The following is a 13,375-nucleotide window of genomic DNA, read 5'->3' on the forward strand; positions in this document are numbered from 1 at the left end:
CTGATTTAATGAAAGACTCGTGTGTAAGGGGTGAGAAGGGTTTTTAACCTTCTTTTTTCTTGAAATATTCGTATCCGATGCGGCAGAACAGGCATTTCTTGGTGTCGCAGTAATTCTTTTTGAGTTGGATGAGTGCCTGACTGTCGCCGGCATGGGCGGCTTGCAGACCACATTCTTTCCACAGCCGGATGATGTAGTTATTTTCCGGTTTAAGTTGCTCCAGCAGGTTGCCGGCACGTTCGGTGAGCCGTTCTTCGCCTTTGTGCTTGCCGTAAGCATAGAGGAAGGGAACCACGGTATTGATAATCAGCAGGTCGATGGAGGCGTCGCTGAGGGTTTTCGGACGGGCAGGCGAGGATTCGCCGAAAACGTAGTGGGTAAGCCAGTAAAGGGAGGTACCTCCACGCAGCAGGTCGCGCAGTTCTTTCACCGTAGAGGCCAGCAGCAACTGAGAGAGCATGCCCTGGGAACGGTGGTAGAGGTTGGCCAGCTGGGCGATGCGTACGTGCGGAAAGTTACCCGGACGCATGCGGAGCATTTTCCACCGAAGGTGTTCGGAGGGCTGTAGCTCGAATTTGTGGGCCAGGTAGGCGTATTCCTTGGTAAGCTGAGCGGAATAGTCGTCGGACGGGAGTTCCTGCAACAGGCCGGCCTGCCCGAAGAAAATGGCTTCTATCTGAAAAAGATTATCGCGGTGCTTGTTGACGGCTTGCAAGGGAATGGTCTGTGCCCATTGCTCGAAGGCGTCGCTGTTGGTGCCGAAACCGAAATTGCGGGCTAAGGTGAGGAAAAAGGCTTGTTCCCAGTCGCCTTTACTTTGGGTAAGCTGGGCCTGGATGCGCTGTGTCTTCTGTTCGAAACGCTCCGTCTGCAGACTGGAGAGCCAGCTGTGGAGCAGGAGTTTGGGCAGGCGAGGGATGAGGCGGTAGCAGGCCGGGTAATGGCTGGTTTCAATCAGCTCGCGGTAGTTGTCTAACAGGTAGGGCGGATAGTGCAGCTCCATTTGCGGGATGGGTGTGCCGTCGGTGCGGAAGGTTTCGGCATCGATGTCGGAAGCCACATGCAGAATCACAGAGTCGTAGGCGCGGTCCTGATGATGGTGGTGGCGTTTCCAGTCGGAAGCGTGCACGTGGATTTCTACATTTCCCACCCACAGAATGCCGTCTATCTTGATTTTCGCATTGAAAAAGTCGGGTCCTGCATCGGGATTGGGGAGTCCGGGGTCAATGACTTCCACGGTTTGTCCTTGCGTGGTATGCAGCGGAGTGAGCGGAAAAAGCTTGTGCTTCCATACAAACTGGAGTAGATGTTCCATGTTAACGAGCTGTAAATGTTGGGTAAATGTAATGATTAATACTGAAAAACACTATCTTTGCGAATAAAATTATCATCAGAATTATGAAAATTGCATTAATTGGATATGGAAAGATGGGAAAGGAAATTGAAAAAATCGCCCTTTCCAGAGGTCATGAAATTGTGAGTATCATTGATATAAATAATCGGGAAGATTTTGCTTCAGAGGCTTTCCGCTCAGCCGATGTGGCCATTGAATTTACGGCTCCTTCAGTGGCTTACGGCAACTGTCTGGAGGCGTTCAAGAATGGGGTGAAAGTGGTATCGGGCAGTACCGGATGGATGGGAGAGCATGGCGAAGAGATGCGCCGTCTGTGTCAGGAGGAAGGTAAGACGTTGTTCTGGTCGTCTAACTTCAGCTTGGGTGTGGCTATCTTTGCGGCGGTGAACAAGTACCTGGCAAAGATTATGAACCAGTTCCCGAACTACGATGTGTCGATGGTAGAAACCCACCACGTACACAAGCTGGATGCCCCGAGTGGTACGGCCATTACGCTGGCTGAAGGGATTCTGGAAAATCTGGACCGCAAGCAGAAATGGGTGATGGGCACACTGACTGCTCCCGACGGTACGGTGACGGGTACGACCGACTGTGCACCGGATGAATTGCCCGTGAGTGCCATCCGCGAAGGGGAAGTGCCGGGTATCCATACCATCAAATATGAATCGGAGGCTGATTCTATCGTGATTACACATGACGCAAAGAACCGCAAGGGGTTTGCATTGGGAGCGGTGCTGGCTGCAGAATATACGGCTGCACACCAGGGCTTCTTAGGTATGAATGATTTATTTCAGTTTTGAGTATGATACAGGCATCGCGTAAACAATGGATAAAGTTCGGCATAGTGCTGGTGCTTTACCTGATTTTCCTGATTTGGTTGAAAAGCTGGCTGGGGCTGGTAGTGGTTCCGTTCATCTTTGACGCATATATTTCCAAAAAGATTCCCTGGACATGGTGGAAGAAATCGACCAACAAGACCGTGCTGACGGTGATGGGCTGGGTGGATGCCATCGTGTTTGCGCTGGTAGCAGTCTATTTTGTGAATCTGTACTTCTTTCAGAACTATGTGATTCCTTCTTCGTCGCTGGAGAAATCGCTGCTGGTGGGCGACTATCTGTTTGTAAGCAAGATGAGTTATGGTGCCCGTATTCCGCAGACACCGCTCCACATGCCGCTGACGCAGCATACGCTGCCGGTGTTCAACTGCAAGTCGTACCTGGAATGGCCGAAGTGGGACTACAAACGGGTGACCGGACTGGGAGAGGTGCAGCTGAATGACATCGTAGTATTCAACTTCCCGGCAGGGGATACGGTGGCTACCGGCAATCCGGCAGAAGACATCTATCGCATGAGCTATGCCATCGGCAAGCAACTTTCGAAGCCTATTGACTTGGCCAGCCTGAATCTGGAGCAGCAACGGGATGTGTATGATTATTATTACGCGGTAGGACGCAAGTATATTGACGAAAATCCGCAGCTGTATGGTGAGGTGATTACCCGTCCTGTAGACCGGAGAGAGAATTACGTGAAGCGTTGTGTGGGTATGCCGGGCCAGACACTGGAAATCAAGAACCGGATTATTTACCTGGACGGTAAGGCCAACAAGGAGCCGGATAATGTGCAGTATCGTTATCTGGTGTATACCAAGGGCATGCTGCCGGAGGATTTATGTCATGAATTGGGCATCAGCCAAGAGGACCTGATGGCTTGTTATACGGAGGAATCGGTGTATAACATGCCGTTGACTGAGAAGGCGAAGGCTGCCTTGCTGGCACGGAAGGATTTGGTAACTTCCATTGAAAACGTGCCGGATGATGATACGGGCGGACTGTATCCGGATAACAAGCTGACGGGCTGGACAGTAGATAACTATGGTCCGATATGGATTCCGAAGAAGGGGGCTACCATAGACCTGACACTGGATAACCTACCGATGTATGAACGTCCGATCAAGAACTATGAGGGCAACAGCCTGGAGGTGAAAGATGGAAAAATCTACATCAACGGACAGGAAACGACGAAATACACCTTCAAGATGGATTATTACTGGATGATGGGTGACAATCGTCATAATTCGGCCGACTCACGTTTCTGGGGGTTTGTGCCGGAAGACCATATTGTGGGTAAACCTATTTTTATCTGGCTGTCGCTGAACCAGGATCGTGGTTGGTTTGACGGAAAGATTCGCTGGAACCGTCTGTTTAAGTTTGTGGATTCCATTAAATAATCTATGAACAAAGGAAAGTCCGGATGGTGGTGGTTGAGAGCGGCCGGCCTGACGGTGTTGACCGTATGGCTGGTGCGGACCCTGCTTGTGACGACTTGTGTAATTCCTTCTTCCGGGATGGAAAATTCTCTTTATCAGGGAGAACGGATTCTGGTCAGCAAGTGGAGCTACGGGCTGCGTTTGCCTTTTTGTTCGCTTTTCGGCTATCATCGGCTGGCATCTTCGCGCGCGGAGAAGGGGGATATTCTCTTGTTCAATAACCCTCATCCCCAGCAGGTGGAGAGAGGGATAGAGTGGAGAGAGCTGTTTATCAGCCGCTGTATCGGCACGCCGGGAGATACGCTGATGCTGGATGCCGACCTGAACTGTGTGGGCGGAGAGGTGCTCAGTCCGGACGCCAAATCGCTGTATGCTTATCCGGTATCCTCGGAAGACTTGATGCTGACCGTGCTGTCGGTGCTGGGTATCAAAGGAAATACGCTGGCCGGATATACTTCCGACGGGGGGTATATACGGAGTTTCAGCCAATATGAATATTATTTGATTTCGCAGAAACTGGAGGGACGGATTCCACTGGTTCCGCTGGATGAAAAGAACCGTACGGAAGTGCATCCGTATGTGATTCCGGCAAAAGGCGTTCCGGTGAAGGTGTATCCCTGGAATGTGACCTTGCTCTGCAATACGATTGTGGCACATGAACACCAGCCTGCGGAAATCCTCCGTGATACGTTGTATGTGAAAGGGAAGCCCGTGGAGACTTATACGTTTAGCAAGGATTATTATTGGGTGGCTTCCAATGATCCGGTGAATATTTGTGACTCCCGCTTGTTCGGGTTCGTACCGGAGGACCACCTGATAGGGAAGGCCTGGCGCATCTGGTACTCTTCGCGGAAGGGGCGCTTCTGGCAGCGGGTGCAATGATATAAACTAAGAAAGAATGAAGAATGAAGTGATTTTGGGGTCGGCCTATCTGGCTCCCGTAGAATATTATACCAAACTTTTTGCTTATCCTTCGGTGTGTGTGGAGCGTTATGACCACTACATGAAGCAGACTTACCGTAACCGGTGTGTGATTGCATCGGCCGACGGGCCGTTGGCACTGACCATTCCGACGGAAAAGAGTGATGACCTGAAGTGTGTGATGAAGGATGTACGTATTTCCGACCATGGCAACTGGCGGCATGTGCACTGGAATGCGTTTGTAGCCGCTTACAAGCATAGTCCTTTCTTTGATTACTATGCGGATGAGTTTCACCGGTTCTTTGAGCAAAAATATGAGTTTCTGTTCGACTTTAACCTGGAACTGTGTGAGTGGGTGTGCCGGCAGATTGACATGGAACCTCGCCTGATACCTACCGAGGAATACATGTCGGAGGTGGAGTGTGCCGATGATTTCCGGGAACTGATTCATCCCAAACGGGATTATCGGGAGGCAGACAAGGCATTCTTTCCTAAACCTTACTATCAGGTGTTTGACCAGAAGTTGGGTTTTCTGCCTAATCTCAGTGTGATTGACCTGCTGTTCAATATGGGACCGGAAAGTTTGCTGGTGCTGCGTGACTCGGTGCGTACGTTCAATGAAATTTAAGGATACATATTCCTTCAAACCCGATTTTATGTTGTACATTTGTAACTGAATCAATGATTTAACAATATGAATAATCTTCCAACAGTAACGAAAAACCTGCTTATTATCAATGTGCTCTGTTTCTTCGGAATGTTTGTGGCCCGAAAATACGGAGTGGATATAGAGAATATGCTGGGGCTTCACTTTTTCCTGGCTTCGGATTTTAACCTGGGGCAACTTATCACTTACATGTTCATGCATGCCAATTTCTCGCATATCTTCTTCAATATGTTTGCGGTATGGATGTTCGGACGGGTACTGGAACAGGTGTGGGGACCTAAACGCTTCCTGACGTATTATCTGATTTGTGGTATTGGCGCCGGTCTGATTCAGGAAGTGGTGCAGTATGTGGAGTATCTGACCGTATGGTCGAATTACGATTCGGTCAACACGGGACTGGGTATCATTCCTATGGATGCGTTTCTGAACCAGTTGACTACCGTAGGTGCTTCGGGAGCGGTGTATGGCATTTTGCTGGCATTCGGTATGTTGTTTCCTAACAGTCAGATGTTTGTTTTCCCGATACCGATGCCTATCAAGGCGAAGTATTTCGTGATTGGATATGCCGTGCTGGAGTTGCTTCTGGGACTGGGCAGCAATGACGGAGTAGCCCATTTCGCTCATTTGGGAGGTATGTTGTTCGGCTTGATACTGATTGTTTATTGGAGAAAGAAAAATGGCGGCGGACGGATTTATTACTGATTTGAAAAGAAAGTTCCAGCAGGGAGACATTGTGCTGCGTCTGGTGTATGTGAACGTGGCGGTGTTTCTGGCAGTGACACTGGTGCAGATTTTTCTGACTTTGTTCAATGTGCCTTTTTTGCCATGGATGAACTATCTGGAACTGCCGGCATGGACGGAAGTTTTTATCCGTAGGCCCTGGACCCTGATTACTTACATGTTCATGCATGCCGGTGTGCTGCACATCTTGTTTAATATGCTGTGGCTGTTCTGGTTCGGTCGTCTGTTTTTAGCTTTTTTCTCGTCGAAGCACTTGCGCGGACTTTATTTCCTGGGAGGTATCTGTGGCGGATTGCTTTATATGCTGGCATATAATGTGTTTCCTTATTTTCAGGATGCCGTGTATTCTTCCTATTTGCTGGGTGCTTCGGCTTCTGTGTTGGCCATTGTGGTGGCGGTAAGTGTACGTGAACCGAATTATCCGGTGCAGTTCCTATTTATCGGTACGGTACGCCTGAAATATGTGGCTCTGTTTATGGTGGCGCTTGATTTGCTGTTCATGACTTCTGAGAATGCAGGCGGGCACATTGCACATCTGGGTGGTGCACTGGCCGGATGGTGGTTTGCGGCAGGATTGCAGAGCGGTCATGATGCCACGAAATGGATAAACCTGGTGTGCGACTGGTTTGCAGGCTTGGGACGTCCGGTGAAGCGTAAGCCCAAGATGAAGGTGCACTACGGAGGACGTCAGGCGGATTATGAATACAATGCCCGGAAAAAGGAACGTGAGGCAGAAATTGACCGGATTCTGGACAAACTGCGTAAGTCGGGCTATAACAGTCTGACGGATGACGAGAAAAAAAGCTTATTTGATGCAAGTAAGAAATGAGTATTTGGAAACATACGTTTAGAGGAGTCTTTATTTTAGGAAACCTGGTTGTCGGGACCGGATTTTTGTGCTGTGCTTACAGTCCGCTTCTATCGCCGGTGGCTCATCCGGTGCTGGCTTGTGCGGGGTTGTTTTTTCCCTTTTTCTTGTTGGCTTTGATTGTTCTTGCAGTAGTGGGGCTGTTTCATGGATGGAAGTTTATGTGCATTCCTTTGCTACTCTTACTGGCAGGAGGAGGGGCAGTCGCGACGTATACTCCGTTTAGAGGAGGGGAAGAACCTACAGACGGGGATGTACTGAAATTTCTGACCTACAACGTTATGAATATGTACGGAGATGCGGAAAATGAATCTCGTCCCGTGCAACATTATATTCAGGAAAGTGATGCAGACGTGGTTTGTCTGCAGGAGTATCAGTGGGATGCTCAAGAGACTAGGAAGGTTTTCCCTATGTATCCTTACAGAAAGTTGCTGAAAGCGTCTAACGGAAATGGGATGGCTTGCCTGTCGCGATTCCCGATTCTCTCGGTAGAACAGATTCCTTATGAAAGTGGGAGTAATGCCAGTTTTTTACTTCGGCTAAACATAAAAGGGGATACACTGACGTTGATATGCAATCATCTGGAATCGAATAAACTGGATGCGCATGATAAGGAAGTATACGAGGGATTGCTGAAATCGCCTGAAGAACAGAACGTGAAATCGGACAGTAAATACCTGTTGCATAAATTAGCTGATGCCGTGGCCATCCGTGGACCGCAGGCTGATTCGGTGGCACAGGCCATCTCCCGGCAGTCAGGTAAGTATCTGCTGGTATGCGGTGATTTCAATGATTCTCCTATTTCGTATGCGCATCACACCATCGGAAAAGGATTGACAGATGCTTATCGTGAAGCCGGCTGGGGACCGGGATTCTCGTATAACCGGAATTTTCTGTATTTCCGCATAGACCATTTATTTGTGAACAAGGGATTTAGAGTATTGAAATGCCGTGTGGACAATTCCATTTCGGCATCTGATCATTATCCGCTGTGGTGCCTGGTAGAGAAGTTATAACCTGATAATAAATAAAAGATGAAGAATTTAATTTTTGCAGCAGCTATGAGTTGTATGGTATGTGCCTGCGGGCAGCAGGCGGCAGACACGGGCAATCCGTTCCTGTCTGAGTTTGAAACCCCTTATGGAACACCTGACTTTGACCGTATCAAGGTGAAACATTATGAGCCGGCTTTCCTGAAAGGTATTGAACAGCAGAATGAAGAAATCAAGGCTATTGTGGAAAATCCGGAGGAACCGAGTTTCGAAAATACGATTGTGGCGCTGGACAACAGCGGGGAGATTCTGGCTCGTGTGAGCGGTGTGTTCTTTGCTTTGACAGAAGCAGATACCAATGACGAAATGATGGCGCTGGAAGCAAAGATTGCTCCGATGCTGTCTGAACACAGCGACAATATTTTCCTGAATCAGGAGCTGTATAAGAGAGTGGCTGCTGTTCATGATCAGGAAGAGGCTGGAAAGATTCAGCTGACCACCGAACAGCATTATTTGCTGGATAAATATTATAAGGAATTTATCCGTTCTGGTGCCGGACTGGATGCACAGAAGCAGGAACGTCTGCGTGAAATCAACAAGCAGCTTTCTACACTGACCATTGAGTTCGGTAATCATGTGCTGGCCGACAACAACGATTATCTGCTGGTGGTAGATAAGAAAGAAGACTTGGCCGGTCTGCCGGATGCAGTCATTGCAGGGGCTGCACAGGAAGCCAAGGCACATGGAAAAGACGGTAAATGGGTATTTACCTTGCAGGAATCCAGCCGTACTCCGTTGCTCCAGTATGCTCAGAACCGTGAACTGAGAAAGAATATCTATCAGGCATATACCAGCCTGGGTAACCGTGGCAATGCCAATGACAACAAGGAAGTGCTGAAAAAGGTGCTTGCTCTTCGTCTGGAAAAGGCACAGCTGATGGGATTCAACAATTTCGCAGAGTATCAGTTGGCTGACAACATGGCGAAGAACCCGAAGAATGCACTTGACCTGCTGTATGGCCTGTGGGAATATTCTATCAAGAATGCCAAAGCAGAAGCTGCTGAGTTGCAGAAAATTATGGACCGTGAAGGAAAAGGTGAGAAACTGGAAGCATGGGACTGGTGGTATTACGCTGAAAAGCTTCGTCAGGAAAAATATGATTTGAATGAAGATGCCATCAAGCCTTATTTCAGTCAGGAAGATGTACACAATGGACTGTGTACGGTAGTCAACAAACTGTATGGCATTACCTTGACTCCTTGTGATTCTATTTCTGTATATAATAAGGATGTGAAGACTTACATTGTGAAGGATGCTGACGGTTCACTGTTAGGCGTGTTCTATAGCGACTACATGCCTCGTGCCAGCAAACGGAGCGGTGCCTGGATGAGTAACTTCCGTGAGCAGCAGGAAGGTGTCCGTCCGTTGATTTATAATGTGGCCAGCTTTACCAAACCGGCAGGTGACCTTCCTTCTCTGCTGACAATCGATGAAGCACGCACCATGTATCATGAGTTCGGACATGCATTGCACGGATTGCTGACTCAGTGTAAGTACAAAGGTGTGTCTGGTACGTCTGTTGCTCAGGATTTCGTGGAACTTCCTTCACAGATTATGGAGCATTGGGCTGTAGAACCTGAAGTGTTGAAAATGTATGCGAAACATTACCAGACTCGTGAGGTTATCCCTGATTCTCTGATTGCCAAGATTGAAAATCAGGCATTGTTCAACCAGGGCTTTATGACCACAGAACTGTTGGCAGCTGCCATTCTGGATATGGAAATGCACTGCCTGACAACGATGGAAGGATTCGACGTGCTTCAGTTTGAAAAGCAGTTGATGGACAAATTGGGATTGATCCCGCAGATTGCGCCTCGTTATCGTTCTACTTACTTCAACCACATCATGGGTGGTTATGCAGCTGGTTATTATAGCTATATCTGGGCTGAACGTCTGGATACAGATGCTTTTGAGGCATTCAAGGAACATGGCTTGTTCGACCAGACTACCGCAACTTCTTTCCGTAAGAACATTCTGGAAAAAGGCGGTTCAGACGATCCGATGAAACTGTATGTAACCTTCCGTGGGGCAGAACCCAGCTTGGATGCGTTGCTGAAGACTCGCGGATTGAAATAAAATGTTCGGATAGCAAGAGAAATCTGTACAGAGTATAATGTAAAGAGGGAGTATGGCTTCATTTTTGCAAGCCGTACTCCCTTTTTTAGGCTCTAAGCCTTAAATATTTACAATCCTTTCCGCATATAAATGAAAAAAAAACTATATTTGCAACCTTGAATAAACGTATCAAATTTTAAAAGTAAATATAATAAACTAAAGTAACATGCAAAACAAAGGATTTGTAAAGGTTTTTGCGGTATTACTGACCCTTGCGTGTGCTTTTTATCTTTCGTTCTCATTCGTTACACGTTATCAGATGAACAAGGCGGCTGAGGACCCGAAAGGTTCGGCACATTACCTGGATTCCATGCAGAATCAGAAGGTGTGGTTGGGGATTTATACGCTGAAACAATGCCGTGAGATGGAAATCGGGTTGGGTTTGGACCTGAAAGGTGGTATGAACGTCATTCTGGAAGTTTCTGTACCAGATGTAGTGAAGGCGTTGGCCGACAACAAACCGGATGAAGCTTTCAATAAAGCTGTAGCAGAAGCTGCAAAATTGCAAATTAACAGCCAGGAAGACTTTATTACGCTGTTTATCAGAGAATACAAGAAACTGGCACCGGAAGGCAAACTTGCCGAATTGTTTGCAACTCAGCAGTTGAAGGATAAAGTAAATATCCGTAGTACAGACGCTGAAGTAGAAAAAGTATTACGTGAAGAGGTGAGTGCTGCTGTGGATAACTCATTCAATGTTTTGCGTACACGTATTGACCGCTTTGGTGTGGCTCAGCCAAACATCCAGACACTGGAAGGTAAGATGGGCCGTATCATGGTGGAATTGCCGGGTATCAAGGAACCAGAACGTGTGAGAAAACTGTTACAGGGTTCTGCTAACCTGGAATTCTGGGAAACATTTGAAGCAAAAGACATCGTTCCGGTATTGGCTTCTGCTGATAACCGCGCACGTGGCCTGCTAAATGTAGATGCTCCTGCTGATTCTGCAATGGTAGAAGCTGATACAACTGCTGTAGCTGAGGCTTCTGCTGTATCTGCAAAAGACAGTCTGGCTGCTGCATTGAAGGGTGAAACTGCTACTGCTTCTAACACAAATATTGAAGAACTGAAGAAAGAACATCCGTTGCTGGCTGTACTGCAGTTGAATCAGAGTGGTGTAGGCTGTATCGTTGGTTATGCTGACTATAAGGATACTGCTGATGTAAACCGTATCCTGAACATGAAGGCTGTGAAGGAAGTAATGCCGCGCGACTTGAAACTGATGTGGGGCGTGAAAGCTTCGGATATGGACAAGACAGGACGTATCTTCGAATTGTATGCTATTAAGTCGACAGAACGTAACGGTCGTGCACCGCTGGAAGGTGATGTAGTAACTGATGCAAAAGATGAATACGACCAGTTCAACAAGCCTTGTGTAAGCATGTCTATGAATACAGAAGGTTCTCGTCGCTGGGCTGCCCTGACTAAGAAGAATATCGGTAAGGAAATCGCTATCGTATTGGATGGATATGTATACAGTGCTCCGCGCGTAAACTCTGAAATTACGGGTGGTAACTCACAGATTACCGGTAACTTTACTCCGGAAGTTACAAAAGACTTGGCTAACGTGCTGAAATCTGGTAAGATGCCGGCTCCTGCACGTATCGTACAGGAAGACATCGTAGGTCCGTCTCTGGGACAGGAATCTATCAACCAGGGTATCGTATCTTTCATCGTGGCTTTGATTGTCCTGATGATTTATATGTGTGCAATGTACGGATTCATTCCGGGTATGGTGGCTAACGGTGCGTTGTTCATCAACTTCTTCTTCACACTGGGTATCCTTTCTTCATTCCAGGCTGCATTGACCATGTCTGGTATCGCCGGTATGGTATTGTCACTGGGTATGGCTGTGGATGCGAACGTATTGATTTACGAACGTACGAAAGAAGAGCTCCGTGCTGGTAAGGGAACCAAACAGGCATTGGCTGAAGGTTACAAGAATGCATTCTCTGCTATCTTCGACTCTAACTTGACTTCTATCATTACAGGTATCATCCTGTTTAACTTCGGTACTGGTCCGATCCGTGGTTTTGCCACTACCTTGATTATCGGTATCCTCTGCTCATTCTTCTCAGCTGTGTTCTTGACTCGTCTGGTTTACGAACACTTCATGAATAAGGACAAGTGGTTGAACCTGACATTCACTACAGGTATTTCAAAGAACCTGATGCAGAATGTACACTATAACTTCATGGGTATTACGAAACGCTCGTTCACTATCTGGGGAGCTATCATTGTAGTATGTATCATTTCATTCTTTGTACGTGGTCTTGCACAGAGTATCGACTTCACCGGTGGACGTAACTTCGTGGTTCAGTTCGAACAGGTTGTACAGCCGGAAACCGTACGTAGCTTGTTGCAGCCGAAAGTAGGCGACGCAAACGTACAGGCTATTGCTTTGGGTACAGATGGAAAGACTGTCCGTGTAACTACCAACTACCGTATCAACGAAGATTCTCCTACAATCGATGCAGAAATCGAGGAATTCCTTTACAATGCATTGAAAGAAGGTAATCTGTTGGGTGAAGGTACTACATTGGAAATCTTTATCGACCGTGATAATCGTGCCGGAGGTTCTATCATCAGTTCTCAGAAGGTAGGTCCTAGTATTGCCGATGATATTAAGACTTCAGCCGTATGGTCTGTAGTATTGGCCTTGATTGCCATCGGTTTGTATATCTTGATCCGTTTCAGCAACATCGCCTTCAGTATTGGTGCTACAGTAGCATTGATGGTAGATACCCTGTTAATTATAGGTGCTTACTCTTTGTGCTATGGATGGATGCCGTTCTCTTTGGAAATCGACCAGACATTCATTGGTGCAATTCTGACCGCAATCGGTTACTCTATCAACGATAAGGTGGTAATCTTCGACCGTGTGCGTGAGTTCATCGGTTTGTATCCGAAACGCGACCGTACACAGTTGTTCAATGATTCTTTGAACACGACTCTGTGTCGTACCATCAACACATCTTTGAGTACGTTGATTGTGTTGCTGAGTATCTTCATCCTTGGTGGTGACAGCATCCGCAGCTTCGCATTCGCCATGATTCTGGGTGTAGTAATCGGTACATTGTCTTCATTGTTCGTAGCTGCTCCGGTAGCTTACCTGACAATGGGCCATAAGATGCCGAAACAAGTTGGTGAAGCAGAATAAAATAGAAATCTGATATAATGTTTGAAAGCGGCTGTTTTCCTCGTGAAAGCAGCCGCTTTTTTGATATATTTGTGGGTGTGAAAAAAACGCTTAGGTGTTTGGTCTAAAACTCCTAAGCGTTTGGTTTTAAATGTCCTTGTATTTTAAGTAAAACGCCCTTGCGTTCTGATTCGAATGCACTTGTGTTTTGAATCAAACGTAAGGGCGTTTTCTACGGTCTATTTTTCATCC

General features: G+C 47.3%; 10 protein-coding genes. 9 read left to right on the top strand and 1 reads right to left on the bottom strand.

Features of this window, described 5'->3' with window-relative positions; genetic code table 11:
* Positions 1 to 43 precede the first annotated feature (43 nt).
* Positions 44 to 1,315, bottom strand: a complete 1,272-nt coding sequence (locus WKT20_RS16140) for a DUF2851 family protein (RefSeq protein WP_117670019.1) — start codon at positions 1,313 to 1,315, stop codon at positions 44 to 46.
* An 83-nt stretch (positions 1,316 to 1,398) separates the two neighbouring features.
* On the opposite strand from WKT20_RS16140, the gene dapB reads away from it, so the two are divergent.
* From dapB to secDF, 9 genes are all read left to right on the top strand, one after another.
* Positions 1,399 to 2,154 (top strand): 4-hydroxy-tetrahydrodipicolinate reductase, encoded by a 756-nt coding sequence (gene dapB / locus WKT20_RS16145; protein WP_007559449.1) that lies wholly within the window; start codon positions 1,399 to 1,401, stop codon positions 2,152 to 2,154.
* Positions 2,155 to 2,156: 2 nt separating this feature from the next.
* Entirely contained in the window at positions 2,157 to 3,581 is a 1,425-nt protein-coding gene (locus WKT20_RS16150; RefSeq protein WP_340417706.1) for a S26 family signal peptidase, read from the top strand.
* A gap of 3 nt (positions 3,582 to 3,584) precedes the next feature.
* Positions 3,585 to 4,502: a signal peptidase I gene (gene lepB / locus WKT20_RS16155; protein ID WP_340417707.1), complete on the top strand. Its 918-nt coding sequence runs from the start codon at positions 3,585 to 3,587 to the stop codon at positions 4,500 to 4,502.
* A 16-nt stretch (positions 4,503 to 4,518) separates the two neighbouring features.
* The gene (locus WKT20_RS16160) at positions 4,519 to 5,169 is read left to right on the top strand and encodes a WbqC family protein (protein WP_118164872.1); all 651 of its coding nucleotides are present in this window, start codon (positions 4,519 to 4,521) and stop codon (positions 5,167 to 5,169) included.
* 66 nt (positions 5,170 to 5,235) lie between these two features.
* Entirely contained in the window at positions 5,236 to 5,910 is a 675-nt protein-coding gene (locus tag WKT20_RS16165; protein WP_007559445.1) for a rhomboid family intramembrane serine protease, read from the top strand.
* Positions 5,885 to 6,778, top strand: a complete 894-nt coding sequence (locus WKT20_RS16170) for a rhomboid family protein (RefSeq protein WP_118164869.1) — start codon at positions 5,885 to 5,887, stop codon at positions 6,776 to 6,778. Before WKT20_RS16165 ends, WKT20_RS16170 begins: the two co-directional genes overlap by 26 nt.
* Positions 6,775 to 7,833, top strand: a complete 1,059-nt coding sequence (locus tag WKT20_RS16175; protein WP_118243198.1) for an endonuclease/exonuclease/phosphatase family protein — start codon at positions 6,775 to 6,777, stop codon at positions 7,831 to 7,833. Before WKT20_RS16170 ends, WKT20_RS16175 begins: the two co-directional genes overlap by 4 nt.
* Before the next feature lie 18 nt (positions 7,834 to 7,851).
* Positions 7,852 to 9,945 carry a M3 family metallopeptidase gene (locus WKT20_RS16180; RefSeq protein ID WP_118243196.1) on the top strand — a complete coding sequence of 698 codons (2,094 nt, stop codon included), beginning with the start codon at positions 7,852 to 7,854 and terminating at the stop codon, positions 9,943 to 9,945.
* A 205-nt stretch (positions 9,946 to 10,150) separates the two neighbouring features.
* Entirely contained in the window at positions 10,151 to 13,144 is a 2,994-nt protein-coding gene (gene secDF / locus WKT20_RS16185) for a protein translocase subunit SecDF (RefSeq protein WP_340417708.1), read from the top strand.
* The last annotated feature ends 231 nt before the right edge of the window (positions 13,145 to 13,375 follow it).

It is taken from the genome of Phocaeicola sp. ICN-14070 (assembly GCF_037892625.1).
GTDB lineage: Bacteria > Bacteroidota > Bacteroidia > Bacteroidales > Bacteroidaceae > Phocaeicola > Phocaeicola plebeius.